Source organism: Saprospiraceae bacterium (assembly GCA_016712145.1).
In the GTDB taxonomy this organism is placed as follows: Bacteria; Bacteroidota; Bacteroidia; order Chitinophagales; family Saprospiraceae; genus Vicinibacter.
This window is the reverse complement of sequence record JADJRO010000003.1, coordinates 13191-32940: the sequence shown is the minus strand read 5'-3', so window position 1 is coordinate 32940 and position 19750 is coordinate 13191. Positions and strand designations below refer to the sequence as shown.

The 19750-nt window shown below is 38.6% G+C and carries 15 protein-coding genes; 2 read left to right on the top strand and 13 right to left on the bottom strand.

Annotated features, from left to right (window positions below; all coding sequences use genetic code 11):
* Position 1 precedes the first annotated feature (1 nt).
* The 10 genes from sprA to IPK91_12625 all read right to left on the bottom strand — a co-directional run bounded on the left by sprA (position 2) and on the right by IPK91_12625 (position 14702).
* The gene (gene sprA / locus IPK91_12670; GenBank protein ID MBK8298104.1) at positions 2–7384 is read right to left on the bottom strand and encodes a cell surface protein SprA; all 7383 of its coding nucleotides are present in this window, start codon (positions 7382–7384) and stop codon (positions 2–4) included.
* A 67-nt stretch (positions 7385–7451) separates the two neighbouring features.
* Positions 7452–8042: a Holliday junction branch migration protein RuvA gene (gene ruvA / locus IPK91_12665; protein ID MBK8298103.1), complete on the bottom strand. Its 591-nt coding sequence runs from the start codon at positions 8040–8042 to the stop codon at positions 7452–7454.
* 149 nt (positions 8043–8191) lie between these two features.
* Positions 8192–8899, bottom strand: coding sequence for a UMP kinase (locus IPK91_12660; protein MBK8298102.1), 708 nt, complete (start codon positions 8897–8899; stop codon positions 8192–8194).
* Positions 8900–9221: 322 nt separating this feature from the next.
* Entirely contained in the window at positions 9222–10058 is an 837-nt protein-coding gene (locus IPK91_12655) for an elongation factor Ts (protein ID MBK8298101.1), read from the bottom strand.
* Between the two features lie 28 nt (positions 10059–10086).
* The gene (rpsB, locus tag IPK91_12650) at positions 10087–10800 is read right to left on the bottom strand and encodes a 30S ribosomal protein S2 (GenBank protein MBK8298100.1); all 714 of its coding nucleotides are present in this window, start codon (positions 10798–10800) and stop codon (positions 10087–10089) included.
* Between the two features lie 27 nt (positions 10801–10827).
* Positions 10828–11217, bottom strand: a complete 390-nt coding sequence (rpsI, locus tag IPK91_12645; GenBank protein ID MBK8298099.1) for a 30S ribosomal protein S9 — start codon at positions 11215–11217, stop codon at positions 10828–10830.
* A gap of 5 nt (positions 11218–11222) precedes the next feature.
* A complete protein-coding gene (gene rplM, locus IPK91_12640) occupies positions 11223–11666 on the bottom strand; it encodes a 50S ribosomal protein L13 (GenBank protein MBK8298098.1) in 444 nt (147 codons plus the stop codon).
* A 515-nt stretch (positions 11667–12181) separates the two neighbouring features.
* On the bottom strand, positions 12182–12538 hold the full coding sequence (locus IPK91_12635) for a four helix bundle protein (protein ID MBK8298097.1): 357 nt from the start codon (positions 12536–12538) through the stop codon (positions 12182–12184).
* Positions 12539–12711: 173 nt separating this feature from the next.
* Positions 12712–12903: a hypothetical protein gene (locus IPK91_12630; GenBank protein ID MBK8298096.1), complete on the bottom strand. Its 192-nt coding sequence runs from the start codon at positions 12901–12903 to the stop codon at positions 12712–12714.
* Complete coding sequence (locus tag IPK91_12625) at positions 12900–14702, bottom strand: caspase family protein (GenBank protein ID MBK8298095.1); 1803 nt, start codon at positions 14700–14702, stop codon at positions 12900–12902. Before IPK91_12625 ends, IPK91_12630 begins: the two co-directional genes overlap by 4 nt.
* A 281-nt stretch (positions 14703–14983) precedes the next feature.
* Here IPK91_12625 and IPK91_12620 point away from each other — a divergent pair, with 281 nt between their 5' ends.
* Both IPK91_12620 and IPK91_12615 read left to right on the top strand, forming a co-directional pair.
* Positions 14984–15394: a DUF4920 domain-containing protein gene (locus IPK91_12620; protein MBK8298094.1), complete on the top strand. Its 411-nt coding sequence runs from the start codon at positions 14984–14986 to the stop codon at positions 15392–15394.
* A gap of 27 nt (positions 15395–15421) precedes the next feature.
* A complete protein-coding gene (locus tag IPK91_12615; GenBank protein ID MBK8298093.1) occupies positions 15422–16495 on the top strand; it encodes a class I fructose-bisphosphate aldolase in 1074 nt (357 codons plus the stop codon).
* A gap of 26 nt (positions 16496–16521) precedes the next feature.
* Here the strand turns inward: IPK91_12615 and IPK91_12610 are convergent, their stop codons facing one another.
* From IPK91_12610 to IPK91_12600, 3 genes are all read right to left on the bottom strand, one after another.
* Positions 16522–16887, bottom strand: coding sequence for a hypothetical protein (locus tag IPK91_12610; GenBank protein ID MBK8298092.1), 366 nt, complete (start codon positions 16885–16887; stop codon positions 16522–16524).
* A 147-nt stretch (positions 16888–17034) separates the two neighbouring features.
* A complete protein-coding gene (infB, locus tag IPK91_12605) occupies positions 17035–19173 on the bottom strand; it encodes a translation initiation factor IF-2 (protein MBK8298091.1) in 2139 nt (712 codons plus the stop codon).
* Positions 19174–19519: 346 nt separating this feature from the next.
* Positions 19520–19732 (bottom strand): hypothetical protein, encoded by a 213-nt coding sequence (locus IPK91_12600; protein ID MBK8298090.1) that lies wholly within the window; start codon positions 19730–19732, stop codon positions 19520–19522.
* Positions 19733–19750 lie beyond the last annotated feature (18 nt).

Sequence of the window (19750 nt, the reverse complement as noted above, 5' to 3'; positions counted from 1 at the left end):
GCTAATTCAAGGTATACAAGATGGTCAAGCCACCATTAATCCGAACATCCTTAAATTGATTTTGAATATACGGTATCGTCTTTCGGTAATCGCAGAATAAGCGCACATTCAAATTTTTATTCAGGCTATATTTAACAGCGGGTGTAAAACTTATCTGTTTTGCTCCAGCCGTAGTTTGACTTGGAATATTATTATCCAATCTGTGAATTTTTGTAATGTTATCATTAATTCCAAAATCAAAAGTAGACTCCAGGTCATTGCCTTTTGGTGCATTTGCTGCCTGTTGTTCTTCCGTTTTTTTAGACTTTTTCTTTTTCTTCGGAATCTTGACCCCTTTGTTGAGTGCTTTCATGCCTGGGATCCAGCTGATATAATAATCTTTAATGGTATATCCCGCTTTAATGGTATAATTAGTAGCCTTTGTTTCCAAGAGCTGTCCTTCAATGCCATTCTGCAATTTTAAATTTCTGTTTTTATTTAAATCCAAGCCCAATTCGATTCCGGATTTGGTTTTTACATTGACTCCAATTAGAGGTGCAAATTGTTCGTTGATTACCATTTCAGGAACTTCGTATTTTGAATGATAGGACGCTTTCAACTCATTGCCTCGGCGACTTATTGGCAATTCATTGGTATTGGTACGGTAATCCAAATTGGTTCTAAATGAATTGATCGTGAGCGTATTTTTATAACCATGCCGGATGGATAAATCCTGAAAGATATCTTTCAATTTAGGCAATCGGGACAAACCACTGTAATTAACCTGCCAGTTTGGCAATGGAATGGTTTTAAACAAATCCAAATTAAATGAGTTTGGATCTTGCCCGGTATAGGCTGCTAAAAATGCAGGTGTTACGACGTCGATGTGATCCCCTTGAAATCCATCAGAATATTCCGGATTAAACGGACTGACATTTTTTATTCCATAACGATCGGCAACGCGTTTTGAGATAATGGGTCGGTTATCACTGAATCGTTTGAATACCTTGTCAATGTCTTTTTCAAAAATGGTTTGCAACGAAACATACGATATTGTGTATTGTCCATTTTCAAAAGGCGTGAAATGCTGAAATGCCATATCCATCGTTCCAAATACCGAATCTAGTTTAAAAGTTTCAGCATGATCCCTGGTAAAATTTCGATCAATGTTTAAGTCAATATTAAAATCGCGAACAGGCTCAATTTTTAATTTAGCTCCAATCGTATTTGATTTCTTCTGAAGCATTTCTTTATTAAAATAACAGTTAGCAGAGATCCAACCTTTTTCAGCGATGCGATCCAACCAACCATTTTTTCCAAAATCAGGTTGCTTTCCAGTAATAAAATCCCAGCCTGGAGCTGCAAATCCTCCATTCATTCCTAAAATTTCAGGTCGTTCCATAAATCCTGGAATGGTAGTAGCCTTGTTTTGACTAAAATTTAATTGCACTCGTTTTAACATGATCAATGGTGTTACAGCAACTTTGATCAATGGATTAACTCTTTCGGATTTTTCCTTTTTATTTTTTGAACCCTTTTCGGTCTCCTCGGGTTTTGCATTTTCACGAGATTTGTTTGCCGGTCTGAATCTTCCGGAAGAAACCCCTTCTCCTGAATATTTTTTTAGAAATTTGGACTTACCGTACAAGGTTGTGAAATTAAACTCATTGGTCAAACTGATGGTTTGGCCATTGCTGATTACAGAACCCAACGAATCAATGCTGTTTAATGAACCTGCTGCCCAATTGTAATTGGCTGTGTATTGCGTACGAATGGTTACAAAATCCAAATACGGAAAAAGTCTTGTCGGCACTGCATACGCCAAAGTAAAATTATGCTTGTAATCTTTGTTTCGTCCAAAATTAGCAAGATTCTCCCGCACAAATTTACCGCGTTGAGATGCATCTACTGCCTGTCCGGTTATCGGGTTTACATGCGCTTGACGTAGCGGATTGAAAGTGATTTCATCTACTGCTGCTTCATTGCGTGCACTAAAATTAAACTTAAGGGATCTTGTAAAATCCCAGGTCAACGTATAATCTCTGTTCCATGAAAATTTTCGATCTTCCCAGGTACTGTATTTAGGTGCTGCAAATCGATACACTCTTGTGGAAGCTTTTCGATCCAGAGCATTTCTAACAGAAAATGAATTTGGAATAAAATTGAAATTAATTTCCGATAAGAATTTTAAATTGGGATTCTTAATAACTTTTTTCAATGGCTCAATGTATTTTGGAGTCAGTGAAAAATTATAATCCACCCCACCTTGCTGTGATTTCAATTTATCTTCTGCAATAACCGGATTGTGTTTGTTTGAAACAGACTGCGCATAACTCACAGAAAAGTTTTCAATATTCCAGGGCTTGGGTTTGCTGGTGCCTCTTCGTTCCCTTCGAATGTTGTTTAAAGCAAAACTTTTGATGTCTGAATAATCAACTGCTAAATCTTTAATCGAATCTTTTTTCTGTTTACTGGATGCAGCTTTTATTTGATCCTTCAGTTTTAAATCGGTGTTATTGGGATCATACTCCGGTGTCCGAATGGTCTTTGATAGTTGGAGTGCTAAAGGCAAACGAACACCCACTTTTTCCGGTAAAAATTTATCCAGAGAAATATTCATGGTTCCATCAAACTGTTTGGTATTGTCTCTGGCACGTTGATCAAGCTTTTGATCGATGCCTCCCCAGCCTACACTTGAATAATTTCCTGCCAAACTTAAATTGCCTAAATCTGCCAATTGCAATTCAGCACGAGCTTGTGCTGCCAATCCTCCTTTTTCTTCCAAACCGGTCAATCGCAATTCATTCAACCATACTTCCAAATCTTCGATATCTTCTCCTCCTTTGTTTTTAAATCCCAATTGAACGCCACGCACCAATCCAATGGTTGGATTTCCAATAATTCGGACTCGGTTTCCTGGTTTTTCTGGATCTGGAATTTCATACAAGCTGTTTAAGGATGCATTGGGATCATTATTTCGTTTGTTTTTTAAATCCAATAACAATTGCAATGGAAAATCAAATTCATCGTCTTTGGGCCATATGGAATCCCGGATATTAAAAAAAGCTTCATTGGAATATCGCAAAGGGATTTCGTATTCGTAGTAGTTGTTAGTAAAATCTTTTCCTAAGCGCATGAATACACACACACTGTCTGTGTTTTTCGATTTAATGGATTCTCCATGCACAAACATTTTGATGCGTTTGTATTTACGAATATCCAAATCAATAATTTTATAGATGGAATTTTCGCAGCCAGCCAATAAACCTTCTTTTCGAAGCAATAAGGAGGACTCATTTTGTTGAATGTCGGCATATTGGGTGCTGTAAAAACGCTCCCGCTGAATTCCAGGAGGTGTCGTATAATTAAACGGTGTTTTGCCGGAGTTTTCTTCAATATCTACTTTATCAAGAATTAAACTTTTATTGCCATCATCTTGTCCTACGGCACAAAAATCTTTGTACTTCCTCCAGGAGTTTCTACCCAATTGAAATTTGATAAAACGAAAAGTAACCGTCTGATCAAAACCGGTATACAGCATTCGCATGGATTGAATAGAACGAAAATCTTTGATCTCACCCACAGCAGTACCTGATTTTACCGGAATGCGAAAACGATACCAGACTTCTTCCACATTATTTGAATTTGGTGGTCTTACAATTACGGTATCGGTAACATAATTTTTAGGATCCGACGGATCAAAATAAATTTTATTGTCTGCTGTACGTGTTAAGGGTATTTCATAATTGTAATACGATTCAATTTCATTGAGGGATTTATCGTAATTCAAATCTTCCTGATCAGGATAACCTGTATAAGCTGTTGATTGTGCATTCCCCGTTTCAATTTGTCCATTCCCTTCTGGCATATTGTACCGTTTGTATTTATCCAAAACCGTTTCGTTTCCGGTAAAAGTATTGGATCGATACGATACATAATTGTCATTGGATGGATCTAACACTACTTTCTGCAATGCCTGGGGATTGAGATAGGCTTTTTGTTTATCGAGATAATCTTTAAAAAAAGTCAATTCTTCTTTTGCCAATTGATCCGACTCACTATTTAATCCGTCGTACCCTAAATCTTGTTGTTCTCTATCATTGACATCAAAACTGCTGGTAATCGGAGGCACTCTTGAAATATTTCCAAATACACTGACATCGGTTCTAAGAGGAATTGTTTTAGTGGGCAATCCATGTTCAAATTGTTGCTTACCGTCTTTTAAAATATCTTCAGAAAATGTACCTAACTGTAAATAGATTCTTCCATTTCCGGTTACAGGATCATTGGGGTCTGCTTTTTCCAAAAACGGATTGAGCATCCAGAAATCGATATATTCCACATTATTGGCTTCAAAATCTACCGTATTTAAACGGGTCATTAAACCGCCCCATCGGGTTTCCGGTTGCAATAAATTATTGTCTGGATCAATCCCTCCTGTGGTAATGCTACCCTGCTTTGGATCCGTAGCAGTAAGTCCACCTGCGACATCAAAATTATAGGGTCCTTTTTCTCTTGGATAATAGGTCATATCAAAGGTCAACTCCGTACTAAATCCCAAAGGCCTTTGTTTCGTTGGAAAAATTTCAGTCTCATCTACCAATCGGGTGTATGAATTCGAAAGATTCCGGCTATCCACCCGTGCATAATCATCAATCCGATACCAACTCAACAAAGCGCGATTGGCATTGCTGATAGGATTATCATAAATGCCGGTTCCAAAAAATGCAGGGTCACTTAATCCCTGGGGTGCACTTGCTAAAATCCATTGTGATACATTAAAGCCCAATCCAATTCCGGATGAACTCCCTTCAAAATCATCGATGTAAACGACGCCCCCTTCACTTCCTTGTTGATTGATGGCTTTAGAGTGGCCTGGTATCAAAGCAGCCGCTTCAGCTTGTGCCGTCCAGGTAGAAGGTTCTTTGGTTGAATACAAAGGCAATTTATCCAAAGCCCTCGTTAACCAGGGTGCTTTTTGTTTGACATTAAAATCCAATCCAACGATTCGATTGTTGATTGGATCTTCACCAATATTTACTTTTTCTGTAAATGGCTTTTCAAATAAGTGCATATAGGTTGCACCAAAAGATAAATCTTTTCGCTTGGAATATTCTGCGCGCAATCCGATCATGGTTTTAGTCTGAAAACTAAATAAAGCATTGTCTTCAAACTTCACGCTGATGGGCACTCCCGATTGTAATAAGGCCTCATTGAGGATGGTTACTTTACCCAAATTGCGGTCAACGATATAATCAGAACCCTCATTTAAAGTAAGAGAACCCGCACTAACAATGATTCGGGCATTGGGATCCAGGTTGAACGTATTTAGTGGAATTTCATTTGATTTTCCACTTTTGTAAGTTCCTTTTATTAAAAACTGATTTGATTTTAATTCCCGACGTGCTGCAGTAATTGAGGTATCATACAGCTCGGTATACTTATATTTATTAAAGACCGCATCCAGTTGATTGGGATCTGTGATGACTTTAGCCAATAATTTTTTTAATGAAGCACCAAATGGTTCAAGTACTGGAAAAATGACAGCACCACTGGCAGGAATTACAGTTTGTCCGCTGACAAAATCAAAAACTCCATCTGGTTGTGGATCATTGGTCTTATTTAAAAAATCCAAATTGAATAAATTCAATAATGGATATCCTTCGATTTCCTGAATATATCTTTTTGAAATACCATCCTGGTCTTCATAAAATATATCCATGGTAAAATCTTCCTGATTTAAATTGAACCCACCGGTTGGATAAACATTCTTCATCATTAATTTGTAGGAAGGTAAATCCGTCCGTTGTCCGGATGATTTTAACATCTTTACAAAAATGACTTTATAACTCAATGAATCTGATTTAACATCAGAACTCATTTCCCCTACTTTATAAACTGCACCGGTCCGTGGATCAATTTCTCTACCATTTTGTAAATATTGATAAGACACTGCTAAAACCTGATTGGGCCGTGGTCTGACTCGCAATGAAATAAAAACCAATTCAGCATTGTAATTATATTCATTAGGACTTAAACGTTTTGCGCGTACTTTTTCAAAATCGCGTCCTTGTTTTAAATTTAAACCAGCAGGATCTGAAAGATAACGCACTACTTTATTTAAATCTCGTGCTTCATCATTAGAAAGAATCCGATCGAGCAGGGTATTGGAAGTATTGGATGGAACAAATGCACCTCCTTTATCACGAGACACTGCACGACCCGGTAAATAAGTCTGCGCTTGCGTTGGATCCATATCAAAAAGTTCCAATTCAGAAACTCCCAAATCATTTAATGCGACAATATCTCTTAATTCTGTTTCCCGGCTGTTTTGTGCATCCTCTGTTAACCAGACTTCTATGTTTTTAATTTTGAATTGGCTGTTGATCTCCGGTAAATTTGCCAGTGCCGTTTCGTAACTGTTGCGATTGTAATGACTTAAAAAGAAATGTCGATTTTCATCATATTGATCCGGGCGAACTTCATATTCCTGATAGACACCTCCGCCTTTTGTTTGAATGCTTTCTTGTTTAGATTTTTGTTGAGAAACCAAACCGGTTAAACGGAGATAACCAAATTGCCAATCTGTTTTAAAACCAAATAAATTTTGACTGCCTTGAATTAAATTGGTTCGTAATGGCAAACTCACATTTCCCGCTTCAATTTTTTTAATGATGTCATCTTCAGAAAATTTTTCTGAATCGTAAGCCAACTTTAATTTATTCTCAAAATCAAATGCAGCTTTGGTATCGTAATTTGTATTTAATTTTAATTTATCGCCAATGTTTCCGGTTACATCCATCCGGATATCCATATCAAAATCGGGTGTTAATTGTCTCTTTTGTCTTTCAGGAATCTGAGGGTTATCCGTAAACGAATAATTCGCTCCTAAAGTAAATCCAATCGAACCTTGTGGCTTGATATCAATTCCAAATCCACCAAATAATTTGTCTGCCAGATTTTTCTTTAAATTCAATTTCGTGATTGGATCAATAATTCCTTCTGTATTGCGTCTTGTCGTACTGATCCCTGCAAGATTTTTCATGTATTCCCGATCCAGTTGCCGTGCTTTAAAATTCATGAATTCTGTAAAACTGAGATTGCTGGAAGGACGGTAATGTTCGTCACCAATTTTTTCAGTCACTTTGTATTCTCCAGATTCCGGATCGTATTCAATTTTTTGTTCAACTACTTTTGGATCTTTCAGATCAAATGGATTGTCTTTAGGATTCTGGACAAAATTTCCTGAACGATCCTTTAGTGGAACGGTATCTGCTGAAGTCGAATAAACGACTTCATCCCAGTTAGGTACAGCGTGACCACCTGCCAAAAGCTGGCACTGTAAAAAAATCAGGAAAAACAATAAGATGAGTGTACGTTCCGCACTTAACATAAGAGATTTCAAGTATTTTATAGAAAAAACCGCCAGACTATAACGAAGAAATTGGCGCAAAGGTATGTTTTACAAGACTTCAGGATAATTTTTTTAAAGCCAATTTTATCAGAACTTCAATGGCGATATCTGCCTGAGAGGCTTCGGGAATTAGTTTAAAAGCCTGATCGATTGCGTTCCGGTTAAAACCTAAGGCCAAAAGTGCTGAAATGGCCTCAGATTTTACCTGATTTCCGGCCTGAACCGGATGTGAAGTCCCTACAATCAGGTCCTTTCCTAATTTATCAAATAAATCAATGATGATCCGCTGGGCCGTTTTGGGGCCGACCCCTTTGATTTTACGAAATACCGCATCATCTTTTAAATGGATTGCTGATTTTATTCCCGATGGATCTAAAGACGACAGGATCAACCTGGCAGTATTAGGACCCACCCCATTTACTGATATTAATAAAATAAATAATTGTCGCTCTTCTTCTGTTATAAATCCAAACAAATGATGCCCATCTTCTTTAATAATCAAATGGGTCAACATTTTCACTTGTTGCAATCCCTCCAGTTGACTGTAGGTGTGTAGACTAATAAAAATCTGATATCCGATACCCTGCGTTTCAATAACGACATAATTAGGATGTTTAACAGAAATACTACCGCTGACTGAATAGATCATGAATGCGCAAAGGTAGTAAATTATATATTAAAAATATTTAATATGAGCCTAAAATAAAGGCAGTTTAAGAACTTTTTTTTCTTCAAGAACCTTGGGTTTAAACCCAAGGTTCTTGAAGAAAAAAATTTGTCTTGAAGGGAGCAAGGTTTTTAGCTGACCAGCGTACCTACATGTTCTCCTAAAATAATCCGTTCGAAATTGCTGGATTGGTTGATATCAAATACTACAATGGGCATATGATTTTCTTTACACATAGTAAAAGCTGTCATGTCCATCACTTGCAAACCACGAGAGATCACTTCATCAAATCCAAGCCGTTCAAATTTTATAGCGTCCGTGTGTTTCATAGGGTCCTTATCATAAATTCCATCCACTCGGGTCCCTTTTAATATGACATCCACATTCAATTCACTTGCTCGCAAGGCTGCTGCGGAGTCTGTAGTAAAATAGGGATTTCCGGTACCTGCTGCAAAAATGATTACACGTCCTTTTTCAAGATGACGTACCGCTCGTCGTCGTATGTAAGGTTCTGCAATTTGGCGCATTTCAATGGCGGTAATCAATCGGGTATAAACTCCTATTAATTCAAGTGCACTTTGTAAAGCCATTCCATTGATACAGGTGGCCAACATGCCCATATAATCACCTTGTACCCGTTCAATTCCGGATCCTTCCCCATCCATTCCCCGAAAAATATTTCCACCACCAATAACCACAGCCAATTCAATCTGATGGCTTACCGCCATTTTAATCTGACTTGCATAATATTTTAACATTTGTGGTTCTATCCCGTATGCCTGATCCCCCATCAGTGCTTCCCCGCTCAGTTTCAACAGGATTCGTTTATACTTTGGCATGTTTGAATGTTTGAGTAAATATAGAGAATATTTATAATAGGAAGGATAGAGGAATAGGCTAGAGGCTAGAGGTTAGAGGTTAGAGGCTAGAGGTTAGAGGTTAGAGGCTAGAGGCTAGAGGCCTAGAGGTTAGAGGCTAGAGGCTAGAGACTTTCCTCCTCTTGTCAGAATCAGCTTGCCCGATCCGACTGATGATTATTTATTAATTTGAAATTATTCGGCTCAGGCGGGCGGGCATTGCAAGATTGCACCATTCCTCCAGACTACAGACTACAGACTATAGACTATAAACTATAGACTATAATAGACTTCAAATTTCTTCCTATCCGAGTTTAACGTGTTTAAACCCTGTTACAGTCAAATCTTTATCAATTGACTTCAGGTAAGACGAGATGGTGTGGGATCCGTCTTTTACAAATTGTTGATGCAGCAGGGTACTTTCTTTGTAGAATTTTTCCAATTTACCGAGTGCTATTTTTTCAAGCATGGCTTCAGGTTTACCTTCTGCACGAGCTTGTTCTTTTCCGATTTCTATTTCTTTTGCAATGACTGCACTGTCAACGTCTGTTTTATCCAATGCAATAGGTTTCATGGCTGCAATTTGCATGGCAACGTCTTTGCCAGCCTCTGTAAATTGATCCCCACTCTTGTTTAAACCAACCAAAACACCGGCTTTGTTACCCATGTGAATATAAAATTCTACCTGAGCTGCTTCAAGGGTTTCATAGTTAGACAATTCGATTTTTTCACCAATTGCTGCAACCATATCGGTTACTTTATCGCCGATGCTGGTACTTCCTTCATAATTTTGTTGAAGCAAGGCTTCAAGACTTGAAGGAAAGGTAGCCAATGCGATGTCAGCAATTTTTTTAGTGGTGTTTATAAAGTCTTCATTTTTTGATACAAAGTCAGTTTCAGAACTCACCTTTACTACAACGCCTTTTGTTTTTGAATCATTTACTTTTGCAATTACAACTCCTTCTTTGGCTTCGCGATCCGCACGTTTAATAGATAATTTTTGTCCTTTCTTACGAAGAATTTCTATTGCTTTTTCAAAATCGCCTTCAGCTTCAGTGAGTGCTGCTTTGCAATCCATCATTCCGGCTCCGGTCGTATCTCTTAAATTTTTAACATCCGCTGCTGATAAGGTAAAACTCATATTGTCTTTTTATTAAGTATACTATTTATTAATTCGCTTCTTCTTTAACTTCTGCATTGCGTTCTTCCAATCCTTCCTTTATTGCTTCAACCATATAGCGCGTAATAATTTCAATAGATTTAGAAGAATCGTCATTTGCTGGTATTGGGAAATCAACCAAATTTGGATCACTGTTGGTATCTACCATGGCAAACGTACGAATGCCCAGACGATCTGCTTCATCCACTGCCAAATGCTCATTTAAAATATCTACAATAAATACGGCTGATGGCAATCTGTTTAAATTAGCAACTCCACCCAATACGCGTTCCATTTTATCACGTTCCCGGCTTAATGTCAAACGTTCCTTCTTTGTAATGTTGGTAACATTTCCATCTGCCAGCATTCGCTCGATGTTGTTCATTTTTTTAACAGAACGACGAATGGTTGTAAAGTTTGTCATCATTCCACCTAACCAACGTTCGGTTACAAAGGGCATGTTGACACTTCTTGCAGCTTCAGAAACAATGTCTCTGGCTTGTTTTTTAGTTGCGACAAACATAATTTTCTTTCCGGATTTGGCTATTTGTTTTAATGCTTGTCCGGCTTTTTCTAAACACTCCGCGGTTCTATTTAAATCAATTAAATGTACGCCTTTGTGTTCTTTAAAAATATATTGACGCATTTTAGGATTCCACTTTTTACGTAAGTGGCCAAAATGTACATTCGCATCAAGGAGTTGATTATAACTAGGTTTTTCCATTTTTCTCTGTAATGATAAATTAAGAAATTAACGTTTACTAAACTGCATACTACAACATACTTTACGTAAACCGAATTTTTTACGTTCTACTTCACGGGCATCTCGTGTCAAAAATTTCTTTTCTTTTAATGGTGCCCGAAACTCTGCATCAATTTTACAAAGTGCTCGTGATATTGCCAATCGCAATGCTTCTGCTTGCCCTTTCAATCCACCTCCATCTACTACCGCTTTTACAGTATAGCTTTGTTCGGATTGAACGGTTTGCATCGGATCCATTACTTTTTGTGCAATGTCCTTAATTGGAAAATATTCATTTAATGCCCTGCCATTAATGATTACCTCATTGGTGGTTCCTTTTGTAAGGTACACGCGGGCTACCGCAGCTTTCCTTCTACCTATTGCATTGATCATTTCCATATCGCTTAGATTGTATAAGGTTCAGGTTTTTGAGCAGCATGATAATGCTCCGGACCTTCGTAAACAAATAATTTTTTGAACATGGCATCCCCCAATTTATTTTTAGGGAGCATTTTACGAACGGCTGTTTCAATCACTCGGGTCGGATGTTTTTCGAGCATTTGCCTTGGGGTAATGCTTTTTTGACCTCCTGGATATCCGCTATAGGTTAAGTAAACTTTATCATCAAGTTTCTTGCCTGTAAAACGCACCTTGGATGCATTTACAACGATTACACAATCTCCACAATCAACATGAGGGGTAAAATCTACCCGATGCTTTCCTCTAAGAATGGAGGCAATCTGGGATGAAAGGCGCCCCACAACGAGGGTCTCTGCATCAATTACAAACCACTTCCGCTGGACGTCTTCCGGGCGTCTGTGTTTCGTTTCGTAACTACGTGTATTCACTTTATTGAATTTAAATTAGTACTGGCTTTTTTCAAAGCGGGCACAAATGTAAGATCTTCAGTCAATTTTCCACACTTTTCACTGCTTTTTTTCACGAATTTTTTCATAACTCACTGAAAAACAGGGAAAATTTGGGATTTATTTTAAAGTCAAGCTTTTGGGAAGGTAGAATTACATGCTTTGAGATTGGAATTAGAAAAGACTATTGTCTGAAGGACCATAGACCGTGGACCATAGACCATAGACCATAGACCATGGACCAAAGACCATAGACCATGGACCATGGACCATAGACGATGGACCAAAGACCATAGACCATGGACCATGGACCATAGACGATGGACCATAGACCATAGACCGTGGACCATAGACCATAGACCATAGACCATGGACGATGGACGATGGACCATAGACGATGGACCATAGACTAAGGCACATTTATAATTGTACACGAGCTCTGACTGCTATCAATTGACAAATGGGCAAGTAAAAACAATGACTTTACTATTCCATTATTATTCAGAAATTGCTTTTTTAAAATTTTGAAGTTTGACAAATAAAATTTCAGAATTTTTATACAATTCATCAAATTCCGGTTTTGAAATATATTCTAACTTTAATGCTAGATATAAACAATTTACACATTCTGCTAACGAACGAATTGAATAATTAATAAATTTACATTGCTCTCTATTTGATTGACCAATAGACCCTTCTGAAATATTCAAAGAAATTGAATTAGCTGCCCTTTTAAATTGGATTGATAAATTGAAATTTTCGGCTTTTGGAAACTTTAAAGACATTAAATAAATACTATAAGAATATTCTATAGAAAGTTTCCATATATCAAGTTTCTCAAATTTAAATGGCATCTCTAGTGTGTTTCAACAAAACAACCCAATAACAATAAATTGAAAAATTAAATTCAATTATTTTTTAGAAGTCAAAATGGTCCCTCTTCATAGTCCTTTGGTCCCATGGTCAATGGTCCCTCTTCTTAGTCCTTTGGTCCCATGGTCAATGGTCCTTCTTCTTAGTCCTTTGGTCAATGGTCAATGGTCCCTCTTCTTAGTCCTTTGGTAAATGGTCCCTCGGTCAATGGTCCTTTGGTCCCATGGTCAATGGTCCCTCTTTTTAGTCCTTTGGTCCCATGGTCAATGGTCCCTCTTCTTAGCCCTTTGGTAAATGGTCCTTTGGTCCCATGGTCAATGGTCCCTCTTCCCGGTCCCCCCCTCAATCCGCCCTCACAAATCCAACCGGCATGTGCTCATCGTAATCGCCAGCAATCATGGGTGATTGCACATTGCCCGTGTATTCACGAACATTTTTATAAACGTATTCAAATAATTCCTTGATGGTAATGGTTTTATTCACATCAACATCCGCTTGCCCTTTCAAACCTTTGATTAGAAAATGTGAAAAAATGCCTTGCCGTAATCCTCCATCTTCTAATGAAAACTCTTTATTTTTTGATGACATTAAAAATGCAGTTCCTCCAGGTGTACGATCCAGTTCATCATAAAAAAATAAAAGAGAATTTGAATAGGGTCCTTTAGCAGCCAGCAAACTGCCTGAATAACAGGCATCGAAATAGCAGATTTTATGCTTTGCTTTGGAACGACTCAGCAAATCTTTGATTTCTTCATGAGAAATCAAATTATTGGTACCATCGTAATCGATTGGAATAAAGGTTCCTTCCAGTCCGTGGCCTGAATAATACAACATCACTACATCATTGTCATCCGCTTTTAAAAACACCTCATTCAGTGCTTGTAAAATTTTTAAACGGGTCGCATCTTCATCGATCAAAACCCGAATCTGCTCGTCTTTAAGTGCACCTCCTTCCGGACTTTTTAAAAAGGCATAAATTCGATACGCATCGTCATCGGAATATTTTAAACTGGGCATGTGTTCGTACCGCGCAATCCCTACCACTACCGCCCATATTTTTACTTCCGGATTCTGATCTATTTCTATGTTTGGATTTAATCGAAATTCTTGCTTTCGGGACAATTGTTTTTGAACTTTGCCATGATCCCATAATGCAACATACGTCAATCCTGAAACGAAATACATGGTTCCTTCTCCATGTGGAGCATGTTTATCCCAATATCCGTCGTAACGATCGCCGTTAGCATAAAAACAAATTCCTTTCCCATGTGGCTCCCCCAATTCAAATTGTCCAACATATTTGGATCCGTCACTGTAATAGAATATGCCTTTTCCATCCGCGCAATAACTGGTATTGCAGTTTGGCAATTTTTCTTCCGGGTCACAGACCGGATTTTGAGGCTTGGCTTCATTTTGAACGATCGGCTTTTCAGCTTCCTGTTGATTGATTTTGGATTCTAATACTGTGTCTTTAATGACAGGTGTCTGGCTAATTTCATCTTTTTTAGTTTCCTCTGGTTTTTGCTGGACAATGACTTCATCCTTGGCAATTGCTGGCGATTCATCCAAAACTTTTAATGACTTGTCAGCTTCCCATTGGGCTACAATGCTTTTCCCTTCTTTGGTGATAAATTCTCCGTAGCCATGTTTTTTACTTTGTTTCCATTGTCCAACGTATTTAGCACCATTTCTGTAAAACATGGTTCCTTCCCCTTCAAAGCGGGCATCAACAAAATCACCTTCATACCGGTCTCCTGCGGCAAAATAGTAGGTCCCTTTTCCACTTGGTTTATTGAGTTTCCAGTTGCCATCATATCGGTCTTTAGAACCAAACTCCATGACGCCATAGCCTTCCATTTTATCAGCTTTAAAATTTCCGCTGTATACATCCCCATTCCGGAAGATGAGTTTGCCTTCCCCTTCCCGTAAATCATTGCGCCATTCCCCCAGGTATTTATTTTGATTGGCATAATAATAGATTCCTTTTCCAGTGCGTTTTGCCAACTGGAATTCACCGGTGTATCGCCCGCCATTGCTGTAATAGCAAGAGCCAAAACCATTTTTACAATCTCCCTTGATACAGGTTTGGCAAAAGAGTTCGAATGGAATGCTGATGAGCAGGAATAGAATGAATCCATATTTCATGTGCTGAAATTTTGTAGGTGTAAAATCAAAGGTAAACGTCCTGCTATCTGGTCAAATTTAAATAACGCATTAAACAAATATATACTATAATGGCCGTATTTCCAAATGTAAGGTGAATGGGCTATCAATTCCAAACTGGAAAGCACCAGGGATTAGTATCTTTGCACATCAAAATAAATGTTAATATGAAATATTATGTATTAGCCACGGCCATCTTGGGTTTAACGGCTTGTAAAACAGAAAACAAACCAACAGAAACTCCAGCTGCAGTGAATCCAGCCATGAGCATGGAGTATTATGGGGATACGATTCAAACAGCTGACGCAAAATCGGTTGATGAAACCCTGATGGGTTTAAAAACTACGGACAGTACAATCACTTCTGTGACCGGTTATGTTACCGGAGTTTGTCAAATGAAAGGATGCTGGATGATTTTAAGTCAAAATCCAGATGATACGACGGGATTTTTTGTAAAATTCAGAGACTATGGATTTTTTGTGCCTAAAGATCTAAGTGGTTCCAAAGTGACCATTCAAGGCAAAGCCTATAAAGAAATTACAGGGGTCGATGAATTAAAACATTATGCCGAAGATGAAGGCAAATCCGCAGCAGAAATTGCAAAAATCACAGCCCCTAAAGAAGAAATGAAATTTATGGCGAATGGGGTTGCCGTTATCGAACGTAAAAAATAATTTGACCGTACCAACGTTTTTAAATTTATGTCAAATAAATCCACTGCAGAAATTTTAGGTGATAAAGCGTCCTTTTATTTAGATCACCAATGCAAGACTATTTCTAAAGAACAATTGCATCTACCATCCAAGCAGCATCTGGACCAGGTATGGACTGTAAGCAATCGCAGCAACCAGGTATTGAAAAGCATGCAATCGATTTTAAACCAGGGTCGTTTGGGATCCAGTGGATATGTTTCCATCCTACCTGTAGATCAGGGCATCGAGCACAGTGCCGGTGCTTCGTTTGCTCCAAATCCCATGTATTTTGATCCGGAAAATATTGTCAAACTGGCTATTGAAGGAGGCTGCAATGCAGTTGCATCCACTTTTGGCGTTCTGGCATCCGTTTCCAGAAAATACGCACATAAAATTCCATTTATAGTAAAAGCAAATCACAACGAATTGCTGACGTATCCAAATAAAGCGGACCAGATTTTATTTGGGAATGTACGGGATGCCTGGAACATGGGAGCTGTAGGCATCGGTGCCACGATTTATTTTGGCTCCGATCAAAGTACACGTCAACTTGTTGAAATAGCCAATGCATTTGAAGAAGCCCATCAATTGGGCATGGTAACCGTTCTTTGGTGTTACCTGCGCAATGCATCTTTCAAAAAAGATGGGGTAGACTATCACAATGCCGCGGATCTCACCGGACAAGCAAATCATTTGGGAGTTACGATCCAGGCAGATATTATTAAACAAAAATTACCTACCAACAATGGAGGATATACTGCCTTAAATATGGGAGGATCCTCTTATGGTAAGCTCAATCCAAAAATGTACACCGAATTAAGCAGCGACCACCCCATAGATTTATGTCGATACCAGGTAGCCAATTGTTATATGGGCCGGGTTGGTTTAATCAACAGCGGGGGAGAATCCAAGGGAAGTTCAGATCTACAAGAAGCAGTAACCACTGCAGTTATCAATAAACGCGCCGGTGGCATGGGATTGATTTCCGGTCGTAAAGCATTTCAAAAACCTATGAGCGAAGGAGTAGAAATTCTGAATGCAATTCAGAATGTGTATTTGGATGGTGGTGTGACTGTTGCCTAAATCTTGATATAATTTTAGAAAGCCCTTTATTCCAACTCCCCAACCTTTAAAAAAACTTGGGCGGTAGGTCTGTTGTCAACTCGAAATCCAAAGGGTTTGCCTTTAAAAACAAAATTGGTAGTACCATGTCCTACCTTATTACCAGCAATTACTTGTATTTCCAATCGTGTCAATTTATTGCCATCGTAAATGATGTCCTGATAACTTAAATCAATCCCTTTTGCTGATACAGCATTTCGTATAGAGTCCAACAATTCCCGGGACATCTTTCTGCCAAATTTAATTTCAACAAAATCATCCTGAATAATTACCTGATGGGGTTTAAAGGTAGGGATGCATGCACAAAAGAATAAAATCAGAAAACATGCCACAAGATTTAAATATTTTGTCATGTTAGAGCGTATTATGCAGTTAGGCTGTTAGACTGTTAGACTTTTAGGCTTTTAGACTTTTAGGCTGTTAGGCTGTTAGAGCTTTATATTATTTTGTTGTAATACAATTAAACTAAAAACTATTAAGCTATAGTCTATAGACTCTTCCTATAATTTTTGCTTAACTTCTGTGATCTCGATGGCTTCAATGATATCTCCGACTTTAATGTCATTAAAGTTTTTAACGGAGATACCGCATTCCATATTCTCTTTAACATCTTTGGCATCATCCTTAAATCGTTTGAGTGAGGCCAACTCTCCGGTTGCGCCTTCGCGATTAGGAAACACGACGATGCCATTGCGTATGACCCGAATTGGATTGTTACGAGCAATTTTTCCATCAATGACCATACATCCTGCAATGGTTCCAATTTTTGATACCTTGAAAACTTCCCGGATTTCTGCCTGACCAACAATTTTTTCCACTTTGGTAGGTTCTAACATGCCTTCCATAGCAGCACGAATTTCATCGATGGCTTCATAGATGATGGAATACATTTTAATTTCAACGCCTTCTTTCTCTGCCAATGCCCGGGCACTGGGTGAAGGTCGAACCTGAAAGCCTATGATAATGGCATCGGATGCAGAAGCCAATAAAATATCAGAATCTACAATTTGTCCGACCGCTTTATGGATTACACTTACCTTAATGGATTCTACAGAAAGTTTAATCAAACTATCTGCAAGGGCTTCAACAGAACCATCGACATCCCCTTTGATAATTAATTTGAGTTCTTTGAAATTACCTAAAGCCAAACGTCTTCCAACCTCATCCAAAGAAATCCGTTTAGAGGCTCTGTTGGTTTGTTCACGATTGATCTGAGAGCGTTTGCTCGCCAACAAGCGTGCTTCTGCCTCATCCTCCATCTCCTTAAACTTTTCCCCGGCGGTTGGTGCACCTTGCAAACCCAATACCATAACCGGTGTGGAAGGGCCTGCCGTTTTTAATTTTTGTCCGCGTTCATTAAACATGGCTTTTACTCTACCGGCATGATCACCTGCAAGGATAATATCACCATTATTTAAACTACCGTTTTGGACTAATAATTTGGTTACATAACCACGTCCTTTATCTAAGGATGCTTCGATAACAGTTCCAGTTGCCATCCGACTTGGATTGGCTTTTAAATTGAGTACTTCCGCTTCCAGCAATATTTTTTCAAGTAATTGTTCGATGCCTTGTCCGGTTTTAGCTGAAATATCCTGAGACTGGTATTTACCGCCCCATTCTTCAACCAATAAATTCATTTGAGACAATTCATTTTTAATTCGCTCTGCATCGGCACCTGCTTTGTCTACCTTGTTGATAGCAAAAACCATTGGAACATTCGCTGCTTGTGCATGGCTGATTGCTTCCTTGGTTTGTGGCATGATCCGGTCATCTGCTGCTACAATAATCACAGCAACGTCTGTCACTTTCGCACCCCGCGCACGCATCGCAGTAAACGCTTCGTGACCTGGTGTATCTAAAAATGTGATGTGTTTTTTATCCTTACCGACAACGACTTCGTATGCACCGATGTGTTGGGTAATTCCGCCCGCTTCACCGGATGCTACATTTGCACTTCGGATGTAATCTAATAAAGATGTTTTCCCATGATCCACGTGACCCATTACTGTAACGATGGGTGCTCGTTCTACCAATGCATTTGGATCTTCTTCTTCCTCTTCCGTGTCTTCATCAATTTCTTCTGCACTGATAAATTCTATTTTATGTCCAAATTCTTCTGAAAGTATTTCAATTACTTCAGCATCCAATCGTTGGTTTATAGAAACGATAATGCCCATGTTCATGCAGGTCATGATAATATCCGTTACTGGAATATTCATCAAGCTTGCCAATTCAGAAACAGTGACAAACTCGGTTAATTGCAATACGGCATGATCTTCAGCAGATTGTTTCAATTCTTCTTTTTCACGCATCACCACACGCTTGTCTCTTCTGATTTTAGAACGCCTGTTTTTACCTCCTAAATTAAGGCGGGCCATGGTAGCCTTAATTTGATCTTCAATTTCTTTTTGTGTAACCTCTTTTACAGTTTCCTCCGGACGACGCACTCCTCCCCGACGATCATCAGATTGAAACTCGTTGGTATTAACTTTTTTGCGTTTGCGTTTGCGTTTCTTTTTATCAGCTTCTGATTCAGCCGTTGTTTTAGGTTGGGAAGATCCGGGTGTGGACGAAGCCGCTGGTTTTTTAGCTTCTTCTTTTTTCTTAGAGGGTTCTTTAAATTTATTGGTATCAATTTTACCAAAATTTTTAGCCCTTTTAACTGAGGAGCTTCAATTCGGGTAATTTCTTCTTCGGCCGGAACTTCTGGTGCAGCGGGCTCCACTTTTACAGGTGGGGCTTCGACAACTTCTTCCTTTTTAGTTTTTTTCTTAGTCTTGGACTCCGGTTTTTCCAGGTCAATTTTTCCAACAACCTTTATTTTAGGTTTATTTTCTTCATCAACTTTTGCACTGATAACTTCTTCCGGTTTTACTTCCGGAACGACTTCTTTTTTAGTTTCAACTTTCTCCTTTGGTGCAGGAGGTGGAGGTGCTGGTGTTGGTTCTCCAAATAAATTTATTTTTGGCTTATCCTTAGTTACTACAGGAGCAGCCGGCATTGTTTTTTGAAGAAGGTCAGCAGCTTCCTTCTCTTTATAGATCCTTGAAATTCCTTTAACAGCTCGGCATACATTTCATCGGTAACTTTTGCAGTACGTTTTTGATCAATCTCAAACCCCTTTTTCTGCAAGTGTTCAACGACTGTATGCAGTCCGACGTTTAACTCCGTTGCTACTTTAACTAATAACTTCATTCAATATAGTTGCAAGCC